The 24,376-nt window shown below is 65.6% G+C and carries 23 protein-coding genes; 12 read left to right on the top strand and 11 right to left on the bottom strand.

Going from position 1 to position 24,376, the window contains the following annotated elements; all coding sequences use genetic code 11:
- Positions 1-45: 45 nt before the first annotated feature.
- Complete coding sequence (locus Q9235_RS00785; RefSeq protein WP_306224863.1) at positions 46-672, bottom strand: sugar O-acetyltransferase; 627 nt, start codon at positions 670-672, stop codon at positions 46-48.
- A gap of 133 nt (positions 673-805) precedes the next feature.
- Between Q9235_RS00785 and Q9235_RS00780 the strand changes: the two genes are divergently transcribed.
- Together Q9235_RS00780 and Q9235_RS00775 are read left to right on the top strand one after the other, a co-directional pair.
- Complete coding sequence (locus tag Q9235_RS00780; RefSeq protein ID WP_306224862.1) at positions 806-1,720, top strand: DMT family transporter; 915 nt, start codon at positions 806-808, stop codon at positions 1,718-1,720.
- 49 nt (positions 1,721-1,769) lie between these two features.
- Complete coding sequence (locus Q9235_RS00775) at positions 1,770-2,408, top strand: VOC family protein (protein ID WP_306224861.1); 639 nt, start codon at positions 1,770-1,772, stop codon at positions 2,406-2,408.
- A gap of 25 nt (positions 2,409-2,433) precedes the next feature.
- Here Q9235_RS00775 and Q9235_RS00770 read toward each other — a convergent pair whose 3' ends face one another.
- Positions 2,434-2,886 (bottom strand): DUF1801 domain-containing protein, encoded by a 453-nt coding sequence (locus Q9235_RS00770; RefSeq protein ID WP_306224860.1) that lies wholly within the window; start codon positions 2,884-2,886, stop codon positions 2,434-2,436.
- 327 nt (positions 2,887-3,213) lie between these two features.
- Here Q9235_RS00770 and Q9235_RS00765 point away from each other — a divergent pair, with 327 nt between their 5' ends.
- Entirely contained in the window at positions 3,214-5,001 is a 1,788-nt protein-coding gene (locus Q9235_RS00765) for a peptide ABC transporter substrate-binding protein (protein ID WP_306224859.1), read from the top strand.
- A gap of 122 nt (positions 5,002-5,123) precedes the next feature.
- Here Q9235_RS00765 and Q9235_RS00760 read toward each other — a convergent pair whose 3' ends face one another.
- From Q9235_RS00760 to Q9235_RS00750, 3 genes are all read right to left on the bottom strand, one after another.
- The gene (locus tag Q9235_RS00760) at positions 5,124-5,336 is read right to left on the bottom strand and encodes a DUF4287 domain-containing protein (RefSeq protein ID WP_306224858.1); all 213 of its coding nucleotides are present in this window, start codon (positions 5,334-5,336) and stop codon (positions 5,124-5,126) included.
- Positions 5,337-5,360: 24 nt separating this feature from the next.
- Positions 5,361-6,533 carry an alpha-hydroxy acid oxidase gene (locus Q9235_RS00755; RefSeq protein ID WP_306224857.1) on the bottom strand — a complete coding sequence of 391 codons (1,173 nt, stop codon included), beginning with the start codon at positions 6,531-6,533 and terminating at the stop codon, positions 5,361-5,363.
- A gap of 95 nt (positions 6,534-6,628) precedes the next feature.
- Positions 6,629-6,835 (bottom strand): hypothetical protein, encoded by a 207-nt coding sequence (locus Q9235_RS00750; RefSeq protein WP_306224856.1) that lies wholly within the window; start codon positions 6,833-6,835, stop codon positions 6,629-6,631.
- A gap of 476 nt (positions 6,836-7,311) precedes the next feature.
- Here Q9235_RS00750 and Q9235_RS00745 point away from each other — a divergent pair, with 476 nt between their 5' ends.
- The 9 genes from Q9235_RS00745 (at position 7,312) to Q9235_RS00705 (ending at position 17,699) form a co-directional block, all read left to right on the top strand.
- Positions 7,312-7,515: a cold-shock protein gene (locus Q9235_RS00745; RefSeq protein WP_047581917.1), complete on the top strand. Its 204-nt coding sequence runs from the start codon at positions 7,312-7,314 to the stop codon at positions 7,513-7,515.
- 653 nt (positions 7,516-8,168) lie between these two features.
- Positions 8,169-9,662, top strand: a complete 1,494-nt coding sequence (locus Q9235_RS00740) for a chromosome partitioning protein ParA (RefSeq protein ID WP_306224855.1) — start codon at positions 8,169-8,171, stop codon at positions 9,660-9,662.
- A gap of 51 nt (positions 9,663-9,713) precedes the next feature.
- Positions 9,714-10,214, top strand: coding sequence for a hypothetical protein (locus Q9235_RS00735; protein WP_306224854.1), 501 nt, complete (start codon positions 9,714-9,716; stop codon positions 10,212-10,214).
- A gap of 39 nt (positions 10,215-10,253) precedes the next feature.
- Complete coding sequence (locus tag Q9235_RS00730; protein WP_306224853.1) at positions 10,254-10,814, top strand: hypothetical protein; 561 nt, start codon at positions 10,254-10,256, stop codon at positions 10,812-10,814.
- Positions 10,811-11,296 (top strand): hypothetical protein, encoded by a 486-nt coding sequence (locus tag Q9235_RS00725; RefSeq protein WP_306224852.1) that lies wholly within the window; start codon positions 10,811-10,813, stop codon positions 11,294-11,296. Before Q9235_RS00730 ends, Q9235_RS00725 begins: the two co-directional genes overlap by 4 nt.
- A gap of 231 nt (positions 11,297-11,527) precedes the next feature.
- On the top strand, positions 11,528-12,541 hold the full coding sequence (locus Q9235_RS00720; protein ID WP_306224851.1) for an ArsR/SmtB family transcription factor: 1,014 nt from the start codon (positions 11,528-11,530) through the stop codon (positions 12,539-12,541).
- A complete protein-coding gene (metF, locus tag Q9235_RS00715; RefSeq protein WP_306224850.1) occupies positions 12,541-13,452 on the top strand; it encodes a methylenetetrahydrofolate reductase [NAD(P)H] in 912 nt (303 codons plus the stop codon). Before Q9235_RS00720 ends, metF begins: the two co-directional genes overlap by 1 nt.
- Positions 13,453-13,456: 4 nt before the next feature.
- Positions 13,457-17,209, top strand: a complete 3,753-nt coding sequence (gene metH, locus Q9235_RS00710) for a methionine synthase (protein WP_306224849.1) — start codon at positions 13,457-13,459, stop codon at positions 17,207-17,209.
- A gap of 55 nt (positions 17,210-17,264) precedes the next feature.
- On the top strand, positions 17,265-17,699 hold the full coding sequence (locus Q9235_RS00705; RefSeq protein ID WP_306224848.1) for a GNAT family N-acetyltransferase: 435 nt from the start codon (positions 17,265-17,267) through the stop codon (positions 17,697-17,699).
- A gap of 55 nt (positions 17,700-17,754) precedes the next feature.
- On the opposite strand, the gene Q9235_RS00700 is transcribed toward Q9235_RS00705, so the two are convergent.
- The 6 genes from Q9235_RS00700 to Q9235_RS00675 form a co-directional block, all read right to left on the bottom strand.
- The gene (locus Q9235_RS00700) at positions 17,755-19,470 is read right to left on the bottom strand and encodes a Na/Pi cotransporter family protein (RefSeq protein WP_306224847.1); all 1,716 of its coding nucleotides are present in this window, start codon (positions 19,468-19,470) and stop codon (positions 17,755-17,757) included.
- A 191-nt stretch (positions 19,471-19,661) separates the two neighbouring features.
- Positions 19,662-20,603 carry a sensor domain-containing diguanylate cyclase gene (locus Q9235_RS00695; RefSeq protein WP_306224846.1) on the bottom strand — a complete coding sequence of 314 codons (942 nt, stop codon included), beginning with the start codon at positions 20,601-20,603 and terminating at the stop codon, positions 19,662-19,664.
- Between the two features lie 83 nt (positions 20,604-20,686).
- The gene (locus tag Q9235_RS00690; protein WP_306224845.1) at positions 20,687-21,919 is read right to left on the bottom strand and encodes an ABC transporter permease; all 1,233 of its coding nucleotides are present in this window, start codon (positions 21,917-21,919) and stop codon (positions 20,687-20,689) included.
- Complete coding sequence (locus Q9235_RS00685) at positions 21,916-22,665, bottom strand: ABC transporter ATP-binding protein (RefSeq protein ID WP_306224844.1); 750 nt, start codon at positions 22,663-22,665, stop codon at positions 21,916-21,918. The genes Q9235_RS00690 and Q9235_RS00685 overlap by 4 nt, the downstream gene beginning before the upstream one ends.
- Before the next feature lie 10 nt (positions 22,666-22,675).
- Complete coding sequence (locus Q9235_RS00680; protein WP_465248469.1) at positions 22,676-23,464, bottom strand: hypothetical protein; 789 nt, start codon at positions 23,462-23,464, stop codon at positions 22,676-22,678.
- Between the two features lie 117 nt (positions 23,465-23,581).
- Entirely contained in the window at positions 23,582-24,343 is a 762-nt protein-coding gene (locus Q9235_RS00675; RefSeq protein WP_306224843.1) for an HlyD family secretion protein, read from the bottom strand.
- Positions 24,344-24,376 lie beyond the last annotated feature (33 nt).

Here is a 24,376-nt window from a genome sequence, read left to right as displayed (position 1 = left end):
GGGCTTTTTCGTTGGGTGGTAGGTCGTCGACTTTGGCCTTTGCCTCTAGCCTGCAGTCGCCTGAAAGTTGGTTCTGTCGGCATCGGTGATTGCTCTGATCACGCGACAGGGCACGCCGGCCGCAATCACGTTCGGCGGCACGTCCTTGGTGACGACGCTTCCCGAGCCGATGATGCTGTTGTCGCCGATCGTGACGCCCTGGTTGATGTTCACCCCGCCACCGACCCATACACGGTTGCCGATGGTCACAGGCCGGGCGTAGCAAGCCCCGGCAGACCGCTCGTCGGCATCGACGGCATGGTTCGACGTGTAGATGCCGACCCGTGGCCCGAACAGGACGTGGTCGCCGATAGTGACCTCGCCGCCATCGAGGATGACGCAGTCGAAATTGGCGTAGAACTTCACGCCGATCGAGATGTTGAAGCCGAATTCGCAGCGGAAGCGCGGCTCGAAATGCGCTCCCTCGCCGACATGCCGCAGAAGCTTGCGGAGCCGCGCCTCGCGCTTGCCTTGGGATTTTCCGAAGCAGTCATTGTAGCGGTCGGTCAGGCGCACAGCCCGCGCCCGCGCTGCGATCAGTTCCGGTGTGAGGTCGTTGTAAGGCGCACCGGTCAGCATATGGCTGCGCTGCTTCTTCAGGTTCATGAGGCTTACCCGGGTAGGCTTGGACATGTGCGAACCGGGTGCAGATCGCGCAACGAATGTGACCTCGCTATGTCGGTATCGCCGCCATCCGGCTTGCCGGCGCGGAAGCGGCGACCTAAGGCTCTGATCAATGCCGCGCATATAAAGACCGCATGAACCCATGAGCCAGACGGCCTCGCTCCCTCGCCCTGATCCGTCGCTCGGGAGCTATGCGACGATGCTGTTGCTCGCCTTGCTGTGGGGGCTGTCGATCCCGATCACCAAGCTCGGCCTCATCACCCTGCCGCCGCTGACGCTGACGGCGCTGCGCTTCATCATCGCGGTGCCCTTGATGTTCGTCCTCGTCGTCGGCAAGCAGCGCCTGCCCCGGCGGGAGCTGCCGCGGCTGGCCGCGCTCGGCATCCTCGGCATCGGCATCGGGCAGGTCGCGCAGACCTTCGGCGTCGCCGGCACCTCGGCCTCGGTCGGCACGATCATCTCCGCGACGATTCCGATCTTCGTCGTGGTTTTTGCCGCGATGAGGCTCAGGCAATCGGTGTCGCGGCTTCAGGCGCTCGGGCTCGCTGCCGCCTTTGCAGGCATCGCCGTCGTCGCCTCCGGGCGGGGCGATGCGGCTTCCGCCGCGACGCAGACCACGCTCGCCGGTGCGATGCTGGTGCTGCTCTCGGCCGTGACCATCGCGTTCTACTATGTCTGGAGCGTCGAACTCTCCGAGCGCTGGGGCACCGCGACCGTCGCGGCCTGGAGCACGCTGTTCGGCTTCCTCGCGCTGCTGCCCTGGGCCGGCTGGGAGATGTGGCACGTGCCGCTCACGATCACCGTGACGGGGCTCGCCGCCGCGACCTATCTCGGCGTCGTGGTGACGGTGGCGGGGCTGTTCATGTGGCTCGCCATCCTGCGCACGGTCCCGGCCCGGATCGCGGCCGCCATCCAGTATCTCCAGCCGGTCGTCGGCGTCGCGGCGGCGGCCGTGATGTTCGGCGACGATCTCGGGCTGATGTTTGCGCTCGGTGTCGGCCTCGTGCTCGGCGGGCTGGCGCTGACCGTCACCAATCGGCGCGGTGAGGCGGGCTGACGTTCCCGGGCGGCTGGACAGTAGGCCGCGCCGGCTTCAACTGACGGGCATGCTCACCCTCGACCATCTTACCGTGATTGCCCCGACGCTTGCCGAAGGCGTCTCGCATGTGCGCGATTGCCTCGATCTCGACGTGCCGTTCGGGCAGCGGCACGGCTATATGGGCAGCCATAACCACCTGCTTCGGCTCGGTGACATGACCTATCTGGAGATCGTCGCGTTCGATCCGGACGGGACGCATCCTGGCCGGGCGCGCTGGTTCGGGCTCGACGACCAGAAGCGGGTCAGGCGGGATTGGGATGCCGGCCGCCGCTTGCGTGGTTGGGTCGCCCGCACCGATGGGATAGACGCCGTGCTGAAGGGCAGGGAGGCGATTTTCGGCCGCAAGGTCGGGCTGCCGACGGATGCGCCGGCCTTCGATTTCGCCATTCCCGATGATGGCTCGCTGCCCTGGGCCGGGGCCGCTCCCTCGATCATCGACCGGCGCGGCAAGCCGCGCTCGATGGCGACCATCGCCGATCTCGGCGCTCGCCTGCGCGGGTTTTCGCTGGAGCATCCGGAGGCCGAAGCGATCGCGGCGCTGATGCTGGAGCTTGGGACGGAGCGGGGACCCGTTGTCACCCTCGGGCCGGAGCTGCGCTATCACGCACAGATCGAGACGCCCGCCGGGCTCAGGGACCTGTCCTGATCGCTGAACCCGGCCGGTGTGGCTGCTACATCCGCTCGCCGGGTATCCGGCTCGCCTGGCTGACCCAGTCCGAGAACTGCGCTTCGTCGAGGGCATCGTTCTCGTAGATGTCGAGATAGCGCACCTCCTTCTGCTTCGAGGGGCCGGGCGGCATCGGCCTCAGCGCCGCGCCCTTGAAGAAGGAGACCTTCACATAGCGGGTGAAGCAGTGGATGCCGAGGAACCAGCTCTGGTTGCCCATGCCGTAGAGCGGCGAGTTCCATTTCACGGCCTTCTGTACATCCGGCACGGCCTGCACGATCAACTCGTCGATGCGGCGGCCGAGTGCGCTCTTCCAGCCCGGCATGGCGGCGATATAGGCCTGCACCGGCGCATCGCCGTCGCGCTTCGGGATCTGCGGGTTGCCGCCGGACAGAAGGCGCGGCTTGTCGTCTTCGCTCATGCTGTCGCTCCTGCCGGGAGCCCCCGACGTGGCCATGGTACGGAAGCGGGCAGGCGGCCTGCAACCGCGGCTGGCAGTGGCGGAAAACATCCGCACGGCGGCTGCGACGCTATGACATGACTCGCGGGTAACCCGGCCGGCAGCGTTTTTCCGTTGGGAATCAATGTAATTTAGCCGGGGCTACGAGTGACAGGCAGACCCGCCATGCAGTACTCGCCTGACGACTTAAGTTATGATTAAGGCGGCGGCTCCTAGGAGCAGAGTCGCGTCCAAGGCTATTCTAGGCCTTGGAACTGATAAACCCGATCTGGAACTGGTCAAGTTATTGATCGTGTTCTTGCTGCCATGACGTGAAGGTAGATTATGACTAGCCAGTATATCCAGGGTATGGTGCAGGACGTGAAGAAGGGCGGCCTGTCGCGGCGCTCCTTCATCCAGAAGATGGCGGCGCTGGGCATCACCGCGCCGATCGCGACCCAGATCCTCTCCTGGAACGATGTCGCGATGGCCAATGCCACGCTCGAATACAAGCCGACCAAGGCCGGCGGCGGTGGCCCGCTGAAGATGCTGCTCTGGCAGGCCCCGACCCTGCTCAACCCGCATTTCGCCTCGGGCACCAAGGACCAGATCGCTTCGCGCGTGTTCTACGAGCCGCTCGCCGGCTGGGACAAGGAAGGCAACCTGATCCCGCAGCTCGCGGCCGAAGTCCCGACCAAGGCCAATGGCGGCCTGTCCGAGGACGGCACGACCGTGACCTGGAAGCTGAAGAAGGATGTGAAGTGGCATGACGGCAAGCCGTTCACGGCCGACGACGTCATCTTCACCTGGGAATACGCCGCCGATCCGGCGACCGCCGCCTACACCACCGGCGCCTACAAGGACATCAAGGTCGAGAAGGTCGACGATTTCACCGTCAAGGTGATCTTCGCCAAGCCGACGCCGTTCTGGGCGGATCCCTTCGTCGGCGTCGCCGGCATGATCATCCCGAAGCATCATTTCGGCGAGTACAAGGGCGCCAAGTCGCGCGAGGCTCCGGCCAATCTCAAGCCCGTCGGTACCGGCCCCTACAAGTTCGCCGACTTCAAGCCGGGCGACATCCTCTCGGGCACCCGCAACGAGGCCTATCACGTCGCCAACCGTCCGCATTTCGACACGTTCGAGATCAAGGGCGGCGGTGACGCGGTCTCGGCCGCTCGCGCCGTGCTCCAGACCGGCGAATACGACTACGCCTGGGATACGCTGGTCGAGGACGAAGTCCTGAAGCGCATGGAGACCGGCGGTCGCGGCAAGATCAGCGCCGCGCCTGCAGGTGACATCGAGTTCATCACCCTGAACACGACCGATCCGTGGACCGAGGTCGATGGCGAGCGTTCCAGCGCCAAGACCAAGCACCCGACGCTGAGCGATCCGGCCGTGCGCCAGGCGATCAACCTGCTGATCGACCGCGACTCGATCCAGAAGTTCATCTACGGCCGCGCCGGCGCTGCCACGGCGAGCTTCGTGAACGAGCCCAAGCAGTTCAAGTCGGAGAAGCTCAAGTACGAGTTCAGCATCGAGAAGGCCAACAAGATCCTCGACGATGCCGGCTGGAAGAGGGGCTCCGACGGCATCCGCGAGAAGGATGGCAAGAAGCTCAAATATGTCTTCCAGACCTCGATCAACGCTCCGCGCCAGAAGGTGCAGGCCATCATCAAGCAGGCCTGCCAGCGCGCCGGCATCGATATCGAGCTGAAGTCGGTGACGGCCTCGGTGTTCTTCTCGTCGGACGTCGCCAACCCCGACACCTACACCAAGCTCTACACCGACATCGAGATGTACACGACGACGCAGCCGCAGCCCGATCCGGAGCGGTTCCTCAACCAGTTCACCTCCTGGGAAGTCGCCAGCAAGGAGAACAAGTGGCTGGGCCGCAACGTCTCGCGCTACACCGATCCGGCTGCTGACGAGGCCTACAAGGCCGCCCAGAAGGAGCTCGACCCGGCCAAGCGCGCCGCGTTCCTGATCAAGGTCAACGAGATATTCTGCGAGGCCAACGTCATCCTGCCGATCCTGTCGCGCAAGAAGGTGGTCGCGGCGTCGAACACCCTCTCGCATGACCATTCGGGCTGGGATGTCGACACCTGGAACCTCGCGTCCTGGTATCGCGCCTGAGCATGAACTGCCTGCCTCGCGCTGTATCGCGGGGCGGGATCTTCTCCGGAAACAAGGAAGGCCCGGCGGATGCGATCCGCCGGGCCTTCTGTCGTCTAGCGGCGCGCTCTGGCCGGAACCGGTTACTTCGCGTCCTCGGCGAGGGTATCCGCCACGATGGCGTTGGCGTGCCCATGGCCCATGCCGTGCTCCGTCTTGAGCATCGCCACGAGTTCCATATGCTTCGCGGGGAGGCGGGCGCGTACCATCGCCTTCCATTCGGAGATCGGGCGGCCGTACTTCTTCTCGATGGAGGGGAAGTAGGATGCGGGTCCCTTGACCGGCTGGCCTGACATCTCGGATTTCCTGTGAAGCGAAACTCAGGCCGTCGCCAGCCGCTTGATCGCCCCGGCGCGGCCGCCGACGAGGATGCGCTCGTCGACTTGCTTGATGTCGCGCAGGCCGCAGAGCGCCATGGTGGTGTCGAGCTCCTTGCGGATGATGTCGAGCGCGGCGGTGACGCCCTGCTCGCCCATGGCGCCCAGCCCGTAGAGGAAGGCGCGGCCGATGAAGGTGCCGTGCGCGCCGAGCGCGATCGCCTTGAGCACGTCCTGGCCCGAGCGGATGCCGCCGTCGAACAGCACCTCGATGCGGTTGCCGACCTGATCGACGATGCCGGGCAGGGCCTCGATCGAGGACAGCGCGCCGTCGAGCTGGCGGCCGCCATGGTTCGAGACGATCAGGGCGTCGGCGCCGCTTTTTGCAGCCATTTCAGCATCTTCGGCGTCGAGGATGCCTTTCAGAATCAACTTGCCGCCCCACTGGTCCTTGATCCACCGGACGTCGTCCCAGTTCAGCTTCGGGTCGAACTGACTGGCGGTCCAGGAGGAGAGTGAGGACATGTCTGCGACGCCGGTGACATGGCCGACGATATTGCCGAACTGCCGGCGCGGCGTGTCCAGCATCTTCAGGCACCAGCGCGGCTTTAAGGCGAGGTTGATCAGGTTGGCGAGGGTCGGCTTCGGCGGCGCGGAGAGGCCGTTGCGGATGTCCTTGTGGCGCTGGCCGAGGATCTGCAGGTCGAGCGTCAGGACCAGGGCCGAGCAGCCGGCCTTCTTGGCGCGCTGGATCAGGCGCGAGATGAAGTCGCGGTCCTTCATCACGTAAAGCTGGAACCAGAACGGCGCCCGGGTGTGGTTCGCGACATCCTCGATCGAGCAGATGCTCATGGTCGAGAGCGTGAACGGCACGCCGGCCTTGGCGGCGGCCTTGGCCGCGAGGATCTCGCCATCGGCGTGCTGCATGCCGGTGAGGCCGGTGGGGGCGAGCGCGACCGGCATCGTCACCGGCTGGCCGATCATCTCCGAGGCGAGCGAGCGGTCGGTCATGTCGACGGCGACGCGCTGGCGCAGCTTCACCTTGGCGAAATCGGTCTCGTTGGCGCGGTAGGTGCCCTCGGTCCAGGCTCCGGAATCGGCGTAGTCGTAGAACATGCGCGGCACGCGGCGCTTAGCCAGAAGGCGCAGGTCTTCGATGGTCAGGGGCTGGGCCATGTCTCGTCTCGCCGTTGGCGTCGCGTCTTGTCTTATCGGTTTGCTCGCATGCTGGCGGGCAGGGCGCAACCGTCCCGCCCCACCGAAGGCCTGCGTCAGGATACCGCCATGGAGCCGCCGGGCTTGTGGTTCATGCCGAGGATGGCATTCAGTGCGAGGCCGGCCGCGCCGCCGGTCAGCAGCGTCGCCTTGGCGTAGAGGACGATGGCGAAGCTGATCATCAGCGTGCCCGGCGGCAGGGCGAGGAGATCTTCGTAGAAGCGGTGCTGCTGCGGCATGGCGGAGATGACGGCTTGGGACATGGCGAGGCCTGTATCGGCTGGCCGCTTGCAGGCAAGGGTCGCGCCGGATGCTGGGGCGTTTCAGTCGGGCTTGCTCGAAACCGGCGCGTCCGGAGCGACGCTGCGAGGATGTCGTGGCCTGACTGCTTTCATGGCCGCGCGATTTCCGCGCGGCTTCAAGGATTTCGCCAAGGTGATGCTCGCAGTCGGCAAGAGCGAGAGAACAGGCTGGAGGTTGAGAGCGCAGGAATGCGACACTCATGACGCGCGGGGACGCTACGTCGCCAGCGCGGCAGCGATCGGGGCCGTCTGGACGGATCTTGTCGCGCGGCGGCCAAGACACGGATCGCGTTGACAAAATCTTGACGAAGGGAGGCAGGGCCTGCCTGTCCTTTCATCTCGACAAGGATCGGTTTTCGGTCAATCCTTCCCTTGCCGGCATAGGAGCCATGCGTTCAGTGCCGGTGTGAGACGCTTTGGCTTCGAGGGATGTGGCGATGGCGACCGGAACCGTGAAGTGGTTCAATACTGAGAAGGGGTTCGGCTTCATTCAACCGGCGGAAGGCGGCAAGGATGTGTTCGTACACATCACGGCCGTGAAAGAGGCCGGCATGATGACGCTGACGGAGGGGCAGAAGGTTTCATTCGAGCTGAAGACCGAGCGCGGCAAGACGGCCGCGGGCGATCTGAAAGTGCTCTGAGACTATTCTGTCGCCGCAGGGCTCGCCTGCCGCGCGCGGCGGGGTGCGGGCGAGCGCGCGCCTAGCAAGTGACGACCGGACCGGCCTCTCGCCATGTGTCCGGCGCGATGGTTTTTGACGTGACATGATGCGCCGAAAGCCCCGTCCAGGCCTGACCTGCGGGGTTTTCTGCTCTGAGCACCCAGGGGATGCCCGGAGCCTGGCGGCGCTTATGATCGACGGCTGCGCGCTGATGTCGAAACGATGTCGGTGGCGCCCTCGCGTGGCCCGGCTCACAACCAGCAGCGGCGCGGCTGCCCATCTTCGCGATGCAGAGACCGAAGCGCTCCAGGAGAGCGATCTCCGGTGCGCTGGTGTGGGTCGCAGGCTGGCCCAGCGACACAAGCCAGACCAATCTCGTTAACGTTCAGTTAAATTTGAGCTTTTTCTGCTGGACGAAGCGTCGTCCTAATGATATCCATAGGTTGTTCAAATAAATAAAATAGAGTTTCAGCTTATCTGCGTTTCGTGTTTCGCCCTCCAAGACATATCGGCTTGGGTTTCGTTGAGATTTGCGGATCTCAAGATCTCCCGAGTTGGTTTCTCTGGAATGCGATTCGCATCCGCGGCCTCAAGCCTGAGCTCATGATCCGAAAACGGGGTAGTGAGGCGTCATGGCGTGGAAAGCCTTCCGCAGTGTGCTCTCGGGGGCGCCTTCTCCTCAGGGGGAGGCTGGAGTCGAGCCTTCGCGTGACGCTCAGTCGCTTTCCGGTCATCAGCCAGCCAAGCTTGCGTCGAAGCCTCTCGCTCTGGATGCCATCGGCCAGCGCGATGAGGTCGTAAGGCAGCGCATCGGTGCGATGATGGATCGCCTCGATGATCTGCGAAGCTTGCGGGACGATTTTTCGTCTATTCTTGAGCCGCTGGTCCAGATCAGCGACGAGTTGCCTCGCTCCGGCATGCGGATCGCCGAGCTGGAAGTTTCGCTTTCGCAGGAACGCCAGTCCTTGGCAGCCGTTCGGCAGGATCTGACCGATGCGCTCTTTAAGTCCGGCGTCGTCGCCAATGATCTTTCCGAAGCGTTGGCCAGGGCGGATCGGGCCGAGAGCGATCTCATGGATCGCGAGCGCCTGATTTCGGAGCAAACGATCGCGCTGCGCGACAAGACTCTGGCGACCGAAAACCTGGAGCGTCAGCTTTTCGGCGAGACGGAGCTGGCCAAGGCCCTCGCCAGCGAGAACAAGGCCCTGCGCTTGGAAGCGCAGGCCGCCGATTCAGCGCTTTCGCGATCGGAACATGAACTTCTCACCGCACGGGAACGTTTGGGTATCCTCGACCAGGAGAGCCGCAAGCTGCAGCTTCTGAGCGAGGAGCAGAGCACCCATCTGGCTGAACTGACCGAGCGCTTCAAGGATCTGGAAGGAACGGCTGAAGCCAGCCGGCACCGGCTGCGCACGGTCGAGGCCGATCTGGTCGGCGAGAAGGAGGCGCGCGAGCGTCTGGAGGCGCAGAACGAGGTCGAGGTTGGCAGTTACAAGACCGAGCGTGCTGCGCTGGGCATGAAGCTTGAAGCAGCCGAGAATCGTGCCGCGACGAACGATCAGTTGCTGTCGCAGACGCGCAATCTTCTTCGAGAGAAGGATGAGGCGCATCGGACTGCCGAGCGCAATTTGAAGGAAGCGAGCATCGCCAGGGCGACAGCCGAGCGCCGCGTCGAGGCCTTGCAGGCGGATCTCGTGCGGCAAACCGAGCGCTTCCAGGAAGCTCAGCGCGTCAGGACCGAGCTCGATAGCCGTGCCGCAATGCTCAACAAGGCGATGGCAGCGAAGGATTCGGCGCTGGATCAGGCGACGATGCGCAATACCAGCTTGACCGACCGCATCGCCGAGCTGACGCGCAAACATGAGGCGACCCGTGCCGAGCTCGAGATCGGCAACCGGCGGCTGGCCGAGGATCTCGAGAACGAGCGCTCGGAAAGAACCCTGTTGCAGGGCGCTCTCGACATCGCGCGGGAAACGAGAGTTGCCTTGCAAAAGCAGCATGAGGCCTTGAAGCGCTCTGGCCGCCATTGGCGCGATGAGACGAAGGCCGAGATCGATCACGAAGCCGAGCAAAGCGGCGATAGCAGTAATGTCCGTCCGTTCGCAGCGCCTGCCAAGCCAGTTTGACGATAGAAATCGCTTTCCCGGGAGAGCGTTCTCGAAAGCCAGGATGAAACCGTGACCGATCAAGCGCTCAAAGGTATCGCCGCGTTCGTTCCCGCTCTGAACGCCCACGCGGCCCGCCAACGTCAGATCTCCCCGCTTCCTGTCAGCGAAAAGGTTGTCTCGTTGGCGCTCCCGATTGTCGAACAGCCCGCCGCGCAAGCCGATGTGCCTGCTACGCGAGACTGGGCTGCCGCGCTTGAACTCGTTCGAGAGGCAAGCGAGGCGATCCGTGTCGGCGAAGAGCGGGCCAGCCAGCTCGAGCAGCACCTCGCGGAGGTTCTCACGGAGGCCAATGCCGAAATCAAGCGCCTCACCGACCTCATCGCAGCCGGCGAGGTCAAGTTGGCGCAGTCCGAGGCGAAAGCGAGCGCAGCGGAGACGCGGGCAGAGGAAGCCGAGGCATGGCTCAGCAAGTTGCACGACGCCGTCGTCGCTTCCTTTGCTCCTATTCTCGGTAAAGGCGAAGAGCTGCAGCAGCCCGAAGATATCCAGGCCAGTTCGGTTCAAAACTAGATCGTCGCGAATCTGCTGGGCTGGGGGAGCCGAGCTTGATTGCGGCGTGACGTGCGGAAGTCAGCTTTCCGGCATTTCAATCGCCGCTTTGAGCATCTCGATTTGGTTCTCACAGATAACATGACCGAACCCATGCGATATCCGATGCTGGTCGCCGAAGCAGCGGCTCCTGCCGAAAAGACGGCCCACCGCGCCGCCCAGCTCCAAAACGATCCCGGCTTTCATTCGACGCTCGCTTGCGTCGAGCGAGCGGCAGAGATGATCAGGACGCTGCAAAACGAGAACGAGGTTGCGAGGCGTCAGATTGCGGCGCTTCGGGATCAACTTTCCCAAGAAAAGCATGAGAGCCAAAAGGAGGCTGACAAGCTGAATGCGCTTGTCAGAGGTTGGCACGACAGGGCCAAGGCTGCAGAGAAGGCCAATGTGGAAGCAAGTGCTCTTGCGGTTGCCGCGATTGCGCAGTGCGAGGAACTGGCTGCGCGTGAGATTGAGCTGCGGGGGCAGTTGAAACAGGCTGAATCACGGGCAGTTGAGGCAGAGAATTACCTTACCGGGCTGCAGAACGCGATCGAGTTCGAGCTTTCAAGCATCTTGCCGTGAAGCAGGCCATGAATTTTGAAGATTATGAGGCTGCCGACAAGGAAGGCGGCCCGAATTCTGAAGATGTCGAATTATTTGCGCGATTCGCCGAATTGGTTTCGAACGCTTCGCATCCGCCGCCTCCGGCCGCGGAGCACGCGCGGGCTGTCACCCAGAAATGGGAGAGTTCCCTCAAATTCATCAAAGACGTCGGAGAGCGCCTGCGTGACTCCCAGAGGCGCTCCGAACAGGTGACCAGCGACGCTTACGAAGTCGCCCGCAAAGCCATTTTCGCGATGCAAGAAGAAAGAGAGCGCGCAAATCACGCCGAGATGGCAGCGGCGGATGCGATGGCGAGAGCGAAAGCTGCGGAAAGCGAAGTGCAGGCATTGAGACGCCAACTCGAGCAACGCGATGCCCCGCCCAGCGAAATCGATCACTGGCTTCGCGAAGCGCATGCCCGGCTTCAATTGGTGCGTCGTGACGCGACTGAGCATCAATAGCAAAGAGTACTTGAGCGTCGCCTCATGTCCCGACCGCGCGGATGGAGTGGCTATCACGCAAGTGTGGTAGGCATGGCCATCCGCCTCGGCTTCGCCGAGCCGCCTTACCTCCAAGGGGAGCAGCAAGAAGCCTCGTCCTGTTTTCCGCACGACAATCCGCTTGCACGAACGGCGTGTTCGATATAAAGATATCTTTATATCTTTTTCCTTGTCGACAAAGGACGCCAGCGCGTGCGGCAGCCGACGACATTGTCTTCCGATGTGCTTCTCGCGGGCCTCAGGGCCGCCGGCGAGGAGACGCGGCTGCGCATTCTCGCGCTGCTCTCCGAGGGCGAGCTCTCTGTCTCCGATCTGACCGACATTCTCGGCCAGTCGCAGCCGCGCATCTCGCGCCATCTCAAGCTCTTGGCCGAGGCCGGGCTGGTGCGGCGTTCGCGCGAAGGCGCCTGGGCCTTCTTCCGGCTCGACGAGACCGGGCCGGGCGGCGCCTTCGCCGCTTCGCTAGCCGCCTGGCTCGACCTCACCGATCCCGTGCTCGCGGCCGATCGCGAGCGGCTCGCCGCCGTCCGCGCGACGCGAGCCGAGGCGGCGCAAAGCTATTTCGCCAGCGTCGCGCGCGACTGGGACCGCTTGCGCGGCCTGCATGTGCCCGACCATGCCGTCGAGGCGGCGGTCGAGGAGGCGGTCGGCGAGGGCTCGCACGGCGCGATGCTCGATCTCGGGACGGGTACAGGCCGGATGCTGGAACGGATCGCGCCGAAATTCGGCCGGGCCGTCGGTGTCGATGCCAATCACGCGATGCTGGCGGTGGCGCGAGCCAATCTGGAGCAGGCGGGGCTGTCGCGCGTCGAGCTGCGGCAGGGCGATATCTATGCATTGCCCTTCGCGCGCGGCTCCTTCGATCTCGTCGTCATCCATCAGGTGCTGCATTTCCTCGACGATCCCGGCCGGGCGGTGCGTGAGGCTGCGGCGATGCTGGCGCCCGGCGGGCGCCTGATCGTCGTCGATTTCGCGCCGCACGAGATGGAATTCCTGCGGACCGAGCATGCGCATCGCCGGCTCGGCTTCTCCCGCCAGCAGATCGCCGCCTGGTTCGCCGAGGCCGGCCTGTCCTGCGATCTCTCCCGCGAAGTCACCCTTGCCGATGGCGGCTCGGGCCAGCTCCCGGTCATGCTCTGGCGTGGCCGTGACCGGCGCGTCCAGGCCGACCCGCCGGCCCGCACGATCAATCTCGAGGTTGCGTGATGAATGCTTTCCGTCCCAGCCGCCACGGCTCGCGCCGCCCGCGCGTCTCCTTCGAATTCTTCCCGCCCAAGACGGAGGAGATGGAGGTCGCGCTCTGGGACAGCGTGCGCCGGCTCGAGCCGCTCGGCCCCAGCTTCGTCTCGGTGACCTATGGCGCCGGAGGCTCCACCCGCGAGCGCACCCATGCCACCGTCAAGCGCATGGTGGAGGAGACCGCGCTGAAGCCGGCAGCCCATCTCACCTGCGTTTCGGCCTCGAAGGCCGAGATCGACGACGTCATCCGCTCTTATTGGGATGCCGGCGTGCGCCATGTCGTGGCTTTGCGCGGCGATCCGGCCGGCGGGCTCGGCACGGTCTACGAGCCGCATCCGGATGGCTATCACCAGACCTCGGATCTCGTCGCAGGCCTGAAGCGCATCGGCGATTTCGAGGTCACGGTCTCGGCCTATCCCGAGAAGCACCCGGAAGCGGCCTCGCTCGATGCCGATATCGACGCGCTCAAGAAGAAGGTCGATGCCGGTGCGACGCGGGCGATCACCCAGTTCTTCTTCGATAACGACGTCTATTTCCGCTATCTCGACAAGGTGCGCGCCAAGGGCATCGAAATCCCGATCCTGCCCGGCATCGTCCCGGTCCAGAACTTCAAGCAGACCGCCAACTTCGCCCGCAAGACCGGCGCGAGCGTGCCGCAATGGCTGGCCGACCGCTTCGAGGGGCTGGAAGACGACGTCGCGACCCGCCGCCTCGTCGCGGCCGCCGTCTGCGCCGAGCAGGTGCTCGACCTGATCGATCGCGGCGCCCCCGACTTGCATTTCTACACGATGAACAAGGCCGACCTCGTCTATGCCATCTGCCACCTCGTGGGCCTCAAGCCCGAGAAGGCAGCGGCGCAGGCCGTGGCGGCGGAGTAAGCCTATGTCCGACTTCATTCCCGCTCCCGTCGACGGCGCCGAGATCGAGCGCTCGCTACGCCAAGCCGCGCGCGAACGCATCCTCGTGCTCGACGGCGCGATGGGCACGCAGATCCAGAACCTGAAGCTCTCGGAAGCCGATTTTCGCGGCGAGCGCTTCAAGGGCTTCAACCACGATCTCAAGGGCAATAACGACATCATCGCCCTGACGCAGGCCGAGGCGCTGCGCGACATCCATCTCGCCTATTTCCGGGCGGGCGCCGATATCGTCGAGACCAATACCTTCTCGGGCACCTCGATCGCCCAGGCCGATTACGGCATGGAGGCCTATGTCTACGAATTGAACGTCGAGTGCTCGCGCATCGCCCGCGAGGCGGCTGCGATCGCGCAAAAGGAAGACGGGCGCCGCCGCTTCGTCGCCGGCGCGATCGGCCCGACCAATCGCACGCTCTCGATCTCGCCCGACGTCAACAATCCCGGTTTCCGCGCTGTGACCTTCGACCAGGTTCGCGATTCCTATGCCGAGCAGGTGCGCGGGCTGATCGACGGCGGCTCGGAGCTGCTGCTGATCGAGACGATCTTCGACACACTCAATGCCAAGGCCGCGATCGTCGCGATCGAGGAGGTGTTCCGCGCCAAGGGCATCCGCCTGCCGGTGATGATCTCCGGCACGATCACCGATCTCTCTGGCCGCACGCTCTCGGGCCAGACGGTCGAGGCGTTCTGGAATGCGGTGCGCCATGCCGCGCCGCTGACCATCGGCCTCAACTGCGCGCTTGGCGCGCGCGAGATGCGGGCGCATATCAAGGACATGTCGCGCATCGCCGACACGCTGGTCTGCGCCTATCCGAATGCCGGCCTGCCCAACGAATTTGGCCTCTATGACGAGCGCCCGGAAGCGACGGCGCAGATGCTCGCCGAATTCGCCGACGCCGGCTTCGTCAACGTCGTCGGCGGCTGCTGCGGCACCACCCCCGGCCATATCGAGGCGATCGCCCAGGCGGTGGCCGGCAAGGCGCCGCGCCAGATCCCGGAGGCGAAGCCTTATCTGCGCCTCGCGGGCCTGGAGCCCTTCACGCTCGACGAGACCATTCCGTTCGTGAACGTGGGCGAGCGCACCAATGTCACCGGCTCGGCCAAGTTCCGGAAGCTGATCACGGCGGGTGACTATGCCGCCGCGCTCGACGTGGCGCGCGACCAGGTCGCCAATGGCGCGCAGGTGATCGACATCAACATGGACGAGGGCCTGCTCGATTCCGAGAAGGCGATGACCGAGTTCTGCAACCTGATCGCCTCGGAGCCGGATATCTCCCGCGTTCCGATCATGGTCGACTCGTCGAAATTCCCGGTGATCGAGGCGGGTCTGAAGACCATTCAGGGCAAGCCGATCGTCAACTCGATCTCGATGAAGGAGGGTGAGGAAGCCTTCCTCGAACAGGCGCGCATCTGCCGGCAATATGGCGCGGCCGTCGTCGTGATGGCTTTCGACGAGGTCGGCCAGGCCGACACGTTCCAGCGCAAGATCGAGATCTGCACGCGGGCCTACAAGCTGCTGACCGAGACCATCGGCTTCCCGCCCGAGGACATCATCTTCGACCCGAACATCTTCGCGGTGGCGACGGGCATCGAGGAGCACGACAACTACGGCAACGACTTCATCGACGCGACCCGCGCGATCCGCGAGACGCTGCCGCATGCTCATATCTCGGGCGGCGTCTCGAACCTGTCCTTCTCGTTCCGCGGCAACGAGAAGGTGCGCGAGGCCATGCATTCCGTGTTCCTCTATCACGCCATCAAGGCGGGTATGGACATGGGCATCGTCAATGCCGGCCAGCTCGGCTCCTATGACGATCTCGATCCGGAGCTGCGCGAGCTCTGCGAGGATGTCGTCCTCAACCGCCGCAAGGATTCGACCGAGCGCCTGCTGGAAGCTGCCCCGCGCTTCAAGGGCGACGGTTCGGTTGCGGCTTCGGGCAAGGACCTCGCCTGGCGCGAACTGCCGGTCGAGAAGCGGCTGGAGCATGCGCTGGTCGCCGGCATCACCGAGTTCATCGAGGCCGATACGGAAGAGGCGCGGCTGAACGCCGAGAAGCCGCTCCATGTCATTGAAGGCCCGCTGATGGCCGGCATGAACGTGGTCGGCGACCTGTTCGGCTCGGGCAAGATGTTCCTGCCGCAGGTAGTGAAATCCGCCCGCGTGATGAAGCAGGCTGTCGCCTATCTCATGCCTTACATGGAGGAGGAGAAGCGCCTGAACGGCGGCTCCGAGCGCTCGGCCGCCGGCAAGGTGCTCATGGCGACGGTGAAGGGCGACGTCCACGATATCGGCAAGAACATCGTCGGCGTCGTGCTCCAGTGCAATAATTACGAGGTGATCGACCTCGGCGTGATGGTGCCGACCCAGAAGATCCTGGAGACGGCGCGCAAGGAAAACGTCGATATTATCGGCCTCTCCGGCCTGATCACGCCCTCGCTCGACGAGATGGTGACCGTCGCCTCCGAGATGGAGCGCGAGGGCTTCGACATTCCGCTGCTGATCGGCGGCGCGACGACGAGCCGCGTCCATACGGCCGTCAAGATCCACCCGGCCTATGAGAAGGGCCAGGCGGTGCATGTGAATGACGCTTCGCGCGCCGTCGGCGTCGTCTCCAGCCTGCTCTCCTCGGAGCAGAAGCCGGGTTATGTCGCGGGCGTGCAGGCGGAATACGCCAAGGTCGCCGAGGCGCATCGCCGCTCCGAGGCCGACAAGCAGCGCCTGCCGCTGGCCAAGGCGCGCGCCAATCCCTTCAAGACGGATTGGTCTGCCTATCAGCCGCCGAAGCCGAGCTTCCTTGGCACGCGGACCTTCCGAACCTACGACATCGCCGATCTCGTGCCGGTGATCGACTGGACACCGTTCTTCCAGACCTGGGAATTGAAGGGCCGCTACCCGGCGATCCTGCAGGACGAGAAGCAGGGTGAGGCGGCGCGCGCGCTCTGGGACGATGCGCAGGCGATGCTGAAGCGCATCGTCGAGGAGCGCTGGTTCAACCCGAAGGCGGTGATCGGCTTCTGGCCGGCCAATGCCGTCGGCGACGATATCCGCCTCTATACCGGCGAGAGCCGGCAGGACGAGCTCGCGACCTTCCACGGCCTGCGCCAGCAGCTCTCGAAGCGCGACGGCAAGCCGAACATGTGCCTGTCCGATTTCGTCGCGCCGGAAGACGTGGCGCCCGACTATATCGGCACCTTCGTCGTCACGGCCGGCGCCGAGGAGGAGCGCATCTCCGAGAAGTTCGCGCGCGACAATGACGATTATCGCTCGATCATGGTCAAGGCGCTGGCGGACCGCTTCGCCGAGGCCTTCGCCGAGCGGATGCACCAGCTCGTGCGCAAGGAATTCTGGGGTTATGCGCCGGACGAGACCTTCAGCAACGAGGAACTGATCCGCGAGGAGTACCGGGGCATTCGTCCGGCGCCGGGCTATCCGGCCCAGCCAGATCATACCGAGAAGGAAACGCTGTTCCGTCTGCTGGAGGCCGAGCGCCGCGTCGGCGTGAAGCTGACCGAGAGCTATGCGATGTGGCCGGGCTCCTCGGTCTCGGGGCTCTATTTCGCCCATCCGGAGGCCTATTATTTCGGCGTCGCCAAGGTCGAGCGCGATCAGGTCGAGGATTATGCCGCGCGCAAGGGCATGACGATCGAGGAGGTCGAACGCTGGCTGGCGCCGATTCTCAACTACGACACATCAGCCTATCGCCTGCAGGCCGCCGAGTAGTTGCCTTCCAGCGCTGTGGCGGGCATCACGCCTGCCGTAGCGATGGAGAGTGCTCGTGACGACTGATGAGGCAAGGCTGATCCGCAAGGCGGTGGCGGCAGATGAGCCGCGCATCCGTGCCATCCGCATGGGCGTTCGCGAGAACATCCTGAGCGATCCCTCGAAGGTCACCGACGAAGACGTCGCCTGGTATCGCGATAACGCGATCTTCCTGGTTGCCGAAAGCGCCGGCGCGATCGCGGGCTTCGCCTGCGCCAACCATCAGACCGGCCTGATCTGGGCCCTTTTCATCGACCCGGCGCAGGAGGGGCGAGGTCATGGCCGCGCCCTCATGGATGCGGCGCTTGCCGGCTTGAAGGCGGCTGGCCATGCCCAGGCCTGGCTCGAAACCGGGGCCGGCACGCGGGCGGAGCGCTTCTATGTCCGCCATGGCTGGCGCGACATGGGCCGGGGCCTCGACGGGCAGATCGTCTTCACCAAGCTGCTCTGACGCAAGAAAGCCGCCCCATGGGGCGGCTTTCGCGTTCGCGGTGTCGAGTGCCGGTTCAGGCCGGAACGGCCGCAGGACTCAGGCCGCCGAGGCCTACTTCAGTGGCTTTCGTACCGGCCCGCACCATCACGACCTCGCGCGAGACCGAGCGGCGTTCGGCGTCGATGCGCTCGATCAGGAAGAAGGCGCGTTCTGCGCTGCCGAGCAACGCAAGGATCGCGCCGCGCTCGACCCAGGGGAGTTCGGAGCCAAGGCGCAGACAGCGCTCGCGCAGGGCGAGGAGCTCCGCATTGCGCGCTTCGGCCATGCCGGTCGCAGGTGCCCGGTCCTGCCCGATCGGCACGATGGTCGCGAGGGCTTCGGAGACGCGGTCGAGCACCGTGTCGACGAGGGGGCGGCCCTGCTCGCCGAAGGGCTGGCGCTCGATGCGGCGGGCGATCTGGTAGAGGGTCTCGCCGAGGCTTGCGGTAAAATCCTCTTCCTCGATCAGGCTCGCGACGAGATCGGCCCGCGCATAGGGCATCTCGGGCGTGAACATGCCGGAGGTGTAGGCGCGGATGTCGCGGTTGAGGATGTCGATCGCGGCATAGTGCTCCTCGATCTTGTCCGGCGCGTCGGGCTTGCCGCGAGCGATATCGACGAAGAGCCGGGCGGCCTCGAGATAACGCCCGGTCTCGCGCTGGATCGCCTGCACCGCCTGCGCATGGTCATGCGCCTTCACCAGATAGCGCGGCTGCGAATAATCCTCCATCTCGTCCGTGGCGCTCGCTCCGACCTTCATCAGCAGCCGCTCGAACACACCGACGAAGGGGAACAGCAGGATCACGTTGAAGATGTTGAAGAAGGTCGAGTAGACGCCGATAGCGACAGGCACCAGCGGATAGGTCTCCTTGCCGTTCACCATGACCGGGACGCCCGGATCACCGCCGAACCACTGCATGACCCAGGTCAGCACGTCCATCGATACGAAGAACAGCGGTATCGTGACGGCTACGCCGATGATGTTGAACGAGATATGGGCGTACGCCGCGCGCTTGGCGTTCTTCGTCAGATTGAGCGAGGCCATCCACGAGGTGATGGTGGTGCCGAGATCGGCGCCGAGCGAGAAGGCGACGGCGGTCTTCCAGTCCAGGATGCCGGCGGCGCCCAGGCCCATGACGATGCCGATGGTCGCCGAGGAGGAGTGGATCATCGCGGTGATGCCGGCGGCGATCAGCACGCAGTAGATCAGGCCGAGATAGGTGTCCGCCTTCAGCGCCGAGATCACGCTCATCACCTCCGGCATGTTGCGGAGCGGGCGCAGGCCACCGGTCATCAGGTTGAGGCCGTAGAAGATCAGCGCGAAGCCCATGCAGGCGAGCGCGATGTTCTTGACCTTGTCGGTCTTGGCGAAGATGTGGAGCAGCGCGAAGATGCCGGCCAGCAGCAGGCCGAGCGGCCCGAGCGGCAGCGCGATCAGGCCGTTGCCGAGCGTCGTGCCGATATTGGCGCCCATGATCACGCTGATCGCGGGCCTGAGGCCTATGACGCCGGCATTGACGAGGCCGACGACCATGACGGTCATCGCGGTCGAGGACTGGATCACGCCGGTGATGAAGGTGCCGGCGAGCACGCCCTTGGACGGGGTGCCGGCGATCCGGGCGAGCAGCGCCCGCATCTTGTTGACGGCGAGCGACTGGATGCCGTTGCTCATGAATTCCAGCCCGAGCATGAAGATGCCAAGGCCGCCGATAACCGGCACGATGACTTGCGAGAAGATGTCGATCTGCATCGGAGATTCCCGGCGCGGCCGGGGCTGATGCACCGGCGAGGCTTGCGGCGCGGCCGCCACCGCCCCGGCAAGGCCGGGCCGATCCCGGCCACAGGTGAGGTCTCGATCGATCGCCTTCTTCTAGTGCTTCCCCTGCGACAGTGTTGTGACCGCCCGCCGGCTCGTCCGAAACGGTGCGTCGATGGCTTGCGTCAGCCGGCGAATGCCGGCCGGCTGACGGCGGTTACCGGTCCGTCGAAGACGCGGACGCAATCCCCGCCAGCCATGCCGGCAACCTGGAGCGCGGCCTCGGCTTCCGTGAAAATCTCATGCTGCTCACGATAGCCCTCCGGCGTCAGCAGGGCCGCGCCGATCGATAGCGTGAAGTCGACGACGAGATTGCCGCGTGGCATCGGCCGGCACAGCAATTTGCGCGTGCCTGACAGCATCGAGGCGAGATAGCCCTTGTCGCCGGGCATGCGCAGCAGCAGGGCGAAGGCGCCGGGACCGGTCTGATCGATCGCGAGCGCATCGGGGAAGAGCCGGCGCAACCGCTCGCCGAAATGGCGGATCACGTCGTCGCCAGCCGGCCGGCCATAGGTCTCGACGAGCGTCGCGAACCGGTCGATCTCGAAGATTGCGAGGGCGAAGCGCTCGGGCTCGCGGCCGCGCTCGTGGCGGAACTGGCGGAGCGCGTCGGTGAAGCTGCGGCGGGCCGCGAGGTTGGTCGACGCGTTCGCCCGCACAAGCGAGGCGGTTTCGCTCCACAGCCCTTTCTCGGCGGTGACGTCCTGCTTCGAGCCGAAGACGCGGATTGGCCGGCCGTGCTCGTGGCCGACGCCGACGATGAGGCGCATCCAGCGCTTCTCGCCATTGGCGGACCTGATGCGGCAATCCAGCGCGAAGCCCTGGCCGGTGCTGATCGCCTTGCTGCGCGCCTGGTTCATCTCGCGGCGCGAGCGCTCCTCGTAGAGGTCCAGCGTTGCGCTGCGGTAGATGGCGGAACCGCGCTGCAGGCCGAACAGGTCATAGACACCGTCGGTCCAGCTCAGCGTTTCATTGGAGAGATTGCATTCCCAGGCGCCGACGGCCGTGGCGGCGACCGCCCGGTCATAGAGGGGTTGCGTTGTCGTGGTGAGCTGCTGGCTGTTCACGGTCCGCCTCCTGACTGCCTCAAGGGCAGCCTAGAGCCGGCCGGGTTAAGCGACCCTTGCGGCGGGCGGGAAAAATTCCCGCCTCACTCGCGCCGGAGCGCCTCGATCGGATCAAGCCTCGCGGCGCGGCGCGCGGGATAAAAGCCGAAGAACACGCCGATCAGCCCGGAGACGCCGACCGCGATCAGGATGGTCTGCACCGAGATCACCGAGGGCCAGCCCGCGACATGGGCGATGATCAGCGCCGCCGCGATGCCGAGCCCGACGCCGACCGCGCCGCCGATGGTCGCAAGCGTCGTCGCCTCGATCAGGAACTGGGTCAAAACCGCGCTCTGGCGGGCGCCGACCGCGAGCCTCAAGCCGATCTCGCGCGTGCGCTCGGTCACCGAGACCAGCATGATGTTCATGATGCCGATGCCGCCGACGAGGAGCGAGACGGCGGCCACCGCCGCGAGCAGCCAGGAGAGCGTCGTTGCGGCGGCGGTCGCGGTATTGGCGATCTCGGTGAGGTTGCGGACGATGAAGTCGTCCTCCTGATCCTCCGTCAGGCGATGCCGCTGGCGCAGCAGGGCGGTGACCTCGGCGATGCCGGGATTGATCGCCTCCTCGCTGGCGAACTTGACCATGATCGTCTGCACCGAGCGGTCACGGGCATAGTTGCGCCCGACGATGCGGCGCCGGCCGGTGTCGAGCGGCACGAAGATGACATCGTCCTGGTCCTGCCCCAGCGCCGACTGGCCCTTGGGCGCCATCACGCCGATGACCTTGAAGGGCACGTTGCGGATGCGGAACTGCTGGTCGAGCGGGTTCTCCTCGCCGAAGAGGTTGCGCGCGACCGTCTGCCCGATCACGGCGACGATCTCTCCCTTGCGTAGTTCCTCGGGCTCGAACAGGCGCCCCGACCCGATTTCCCATTCGCGGGCGGCGAAGAAGTCGAGGTCGGTGGCGGTGATCTGGGTCGACCAGTTGGTGCCGGCATAGACGGCTTGCGCACGAGTGACGAGGACGGGCGCCGCCGCCGTGACGTCCTCGACCTCCTTGAGGATCGCGGCGGCGTCCTCGTCGGTCAGCGTCGAGGAGGCGCCAGCGCCGAGCCTGACGCCGCCTTGCGTGACATTGCCGGACTGGATGATCGCGAGATTGGCGCCGAGCGACTTGATCTGGCCGGTGACACGCTCGCGGGCGCCGGCGCCGATCGCGACCATGGCGATGACGGCGGCAACGCCGATGATGATGCCGAGCATCGTCAGGGCCGAGCGCAAGGCATTGGCGCCGATGGCGGAAAGGGCAGAGCGGATCGCTTCGGTGAGGCTCATGCGGCGGCCTCCGGCAGGCTGATACCGGCATCGAAGGCTTCAAGCGCGGTGCGGGCGTCGGCCGGCTCCTGCCTGACATCGCTGAGCAGATGGCCGTCGCGGAAACGGATCAGGCGCCTGGCATGGCGGGCGACCTCGGCATCGTGGGTGACGAGGACGACCGTGACGCCTTCACGGTTCAGGTCCTGGAAGAGCGCGAGGATTTCAAGTGCTGTGCGGCTGTCGAGCGCGCCGGTCGGCTCGTCGGCAAGGAGCAGGCGCGGCTCGTTGACCAGCGCGCGAGCGATGGCGACGCGCTGCTGCTGGCCGCCGGAGAGCTGCATCGGGCGGTGATGGGCACGCTCGGCGAGGCCGACGCGGGCGAGCGCCGCCAGAGCGCGCCGTTTCCGCTCGGCGCGGGCGACGCCGGCATAGACCATCGGCAATTCGACATTGGCGCAGGCATCGATACGCGGCAGCAGGTTGAACTGCTGGAAGACGAAGCCGAGCTTGCGGTTGCGCAACTCCGCGAGCCCGTCGCCCGACAAGGTCTCGACCGCGACGCCGTCGAGCACGTAATGGCCGCCGCTCGGCCGGTCGAGGCAGCCGATCAGGTTCATGAAGGTCGACTTACCCGAGCCGGACGGGCCCATCACCGCGACGAGGTCGCCGGCTTCGATCGCCAGCGAAACCCGGTCCAGCGCGGTCACGCGGCCGGAATCGAGATCGTAGACGCGGGAGAGGTCGCGGGTTTCGATCAGGGGCATCGCCACGCCCTCAGAACAACCGCGGTCCGCGGGGGCGGGGAGCGGTGGGCTCGGGCGCCGTGGTCAGGCGCGGGCCACCACCGGTCACGACCTGCGCGCCCTCCTTGACCTCGCCGCCGAGCAATTCCGTGAAGGCACCATCGGTCGGGCCGAGCATCACCGGCATGGCCTTGGGCTGGCCGGCCTCGTCGAGCACATAGACGCGGCCGGGAACGCCCTGGCGCGGTGCCCCGCGGCCCTCCTGCATGATCGCCTCGAACTTGGCGCGGCGTTCGGGATCGAGCACGGCGCCGATCTTCGTGACGATCTCGCTCCGCGCTGTGCGGAAGGCAGCGCGGCGCTCTTCTGGCGAGAGCCCGGCCATGGCTTCGCGATTGCCGCGGCGCTCCCTGAGGATCTCGCCGATCGCTTGCTTCTGCTCGGGTGTTGGCTGCAATTCGGTCTCGATCCGCTCGCGCAGGGCGCCGGCCGCTCGCGGCCCGCGTTCGCCGGCGTCCGGAAGCGCTACAGCGCCGGTGCCCGAGCCAGCAGCGGCGGCACCCGCCGCTCCGACAGGGCGGAAGCGCAGGGCGGCATTGGGCACGCGCAGGGCATCCAGCCGGTCCTCGGTCACGACCTGGAGATTGGCAGTCATGCCCGGCAGGAGCGCCATGTCGCGGTTCTCGACGCGGATGATGCCGGTATAGGTGACGACGTTCTGGATGGTCTGGGCGCCGAGCCGGACCATCTCGACCCGGCCCTGGAAATTGCGGTTGGGGTAGGCGTTGACGGTGAAGGAGACCGGCTGGCCGGGCTTCAGCCGGCCGACATCGGCTTCGTCGATATTGGCGTAGATGTCGATGGTGCGCAGGTCCTGCGCGATCTGGAACAGGGTCGGCGAGGAGAGCGAGGCGGCGACCGTCTGGCCGAGGTCGACCTAGCGCTGGACCACGACGCCGTCGACCGGCGAGCGGATCTGCGTGCGTTCGAGATCGATCAGGATGTCCCGGAGCTTGGCGTCGCGGCTGCCGATCAAGGCCTGGCTGGCCTGGACCTGCCCCTCGGCGAGCTGGATATCGGCGTCGAGCCCTTTGAGCTCGGTCCGGGCCGAGACGAGCTGCGCCTCGTTCGAGGCGAGCGACGCCGTCTGGACCTCGACCTGGGTGCGGGCGGTGTCGAGATTCTGCTGCGAGCCCGTGCTGCGGTTGAAGAGCTGGTCCTGCCGCTCGAAGGTGCGCCTGGCGTCGGCGAGCTGGGCCGAGGTACGGGTGCGCTGGGCTTCGAGATCACGGATGATCGAATCGGCCTTGATCCGGGCGGCGCGGGCGCGTTCGAGCTGGGCATTCTTGACCACGAGATCGGCCCTCGCCTGCTCGAGATCGGCCTGGGCAGCGTCGCGGCGCGTGCGGATCTGGTCGCTCTGCAGGCGGGCGACGACCTGGCCGGCCTTCACCTGCGTATTGTAGTCGGCGAGGAGCTCGACGATCTGGCCGGACAGTTGCGAGCCGACGAGGACTGTGGTGACCGGCGTCAGCGTCCCGGTGGCGCGCACAGCGGCGGTGATACGGCCGCGATCGAGCGCAGCCGTGCGATAGGGCGGTTCATTGGCATTGCCGCCGGCCGGGCGCAGCGCCCAATAGCCGCCGGCCGCCGCAAGCACGATCAGCACGGTTCCGATCAGCCATTTGCGCAAGGTCACTTCCCCATCCCGTCCGCGCCTCAGCGCGGCCGA

This window comes from Bosea beijingensis, from assembly GCF_030758975.1.
GTDB lineage: Bacteria > Pseudomonadota > Alphaproteobacteria > Rhizobiales > Beijerinckiaceae > Allobosea > Allobosea beijingensis.
Note: the sequence above shows the minus strand (reverse complement) of the source record. Positions and strands in the feature narration are given on the sequence as shown.

Excerpts from the sequence above, each read along its gene's own strand:
- Q9235_RS00760 (WP_306224858.1), bottom strand. The coding sequence starts at position 5,336 with ATGTCAGGCCAGCCGGTCAAGGGACCCGCATCCTACTTCCCCTCCATC.
- Q9235_RS00765 (WP_306224859.1), top strand. The coding sequence starts at position 3,214 with ATGACTAGCCAGTATATCCAGGGTATGGTGCAGGACGTGAAGAAGGGC.
- Q9235_RS00750 (WP_306224856.1), bottom strand. The coding sequence starts at position 6,835 with ATGTCCCAAGCCGTCATCTCCGCCATGCCGCAGCAGCACCGCTTCTAC.
- Q9235_RS00770 (WP_306224860.1), bottom strand. The coding sequence starts at position 2,886 with ATGGCCACGTCGGGGGCTCCCGGCAGGAGCGACAGCATGAGCGAAGAC.
- Q9235_RS00780 (WP_306224862.1), top strand. The coding sequence starts at position 806 with ATGAGCCAGACGGCCTCGCTCCCTCGCCCTGATCCGTCGCTCGGGAGC.
- Q9235_RS00690 (WP_306224845.1), bottom strand. The coding sequence starts at position 21,919 with ATGAGCCTCACCGAAGCGATCCGCTCTGCCCTTTCCGCCATCGGCGCC.
- Q9235_RS00700 (WP_306224847.1), bottom strand. The coding sequence starts at position 19,470 with ATGCAGATCGACATCTTCTCGCAAGTCATCGTGCCGGTTATCGGCGGC.
- Q9235_RS00755 (WP_306224857.1), bottom strand. The coding sequence starts at position 6,533 with ATGGCCCAGCCCCTGACCATCGAAGACCTGCGCCTTCTGGCTAAGCGC.
- metH (WP_306224849.1), top strand. The coding sequence starts at position 13,457 with ATGTCCGACTTCATTCCCGCTCCCGTCGACGGCGCCGAGATCGAGCGC.
- Q9235_RS00785 (WP_306224863.1), bottom strand. The coding sequence starts at position 672 with ATGTCCAAGCCTACCCGGGTAAGCCTCATGAACCTGAAGAAGCAGCGC.
- Q9235_RS00685 (WP_306224844.1), bottom strand. The coding sequence starts at position 22,665 with ATGCCCCTGATCGAAACCCGCGACCTCTCCCGCGTCTACGATCTCGAT.
- Q9235_RS00745 (WP_047581917.1), top strand. The coding sequence starts at position 7,312 with ATGGCGACCGGAACCGTGAAGTGGTTCAATACTGAGAAGGGGTTCGGC.
- Q9235_RS00775 (WP_306224861.1), top strand. The coding sequence starts at position 1,770 with ATGCTCACCCTCGACCATCTTACCGTGATTGCCCCGACGCTTGCCGAA.
- Q9235_RS00740 (WP_306224855.1), top strand. The coding sequence starts at position 8,169 with ATGGCGTGGAAAGCCTTCCGCAGTGTGCTCTCGGGGGCGCCTTCTCCT.
- metF (WP_306224850.1), top strand. The coding sequence starts at position 12,541 with ATGAATGCTTTCCGTCCCAGCCGCCACGGCTCGCGCCGCCCGCGCGTC.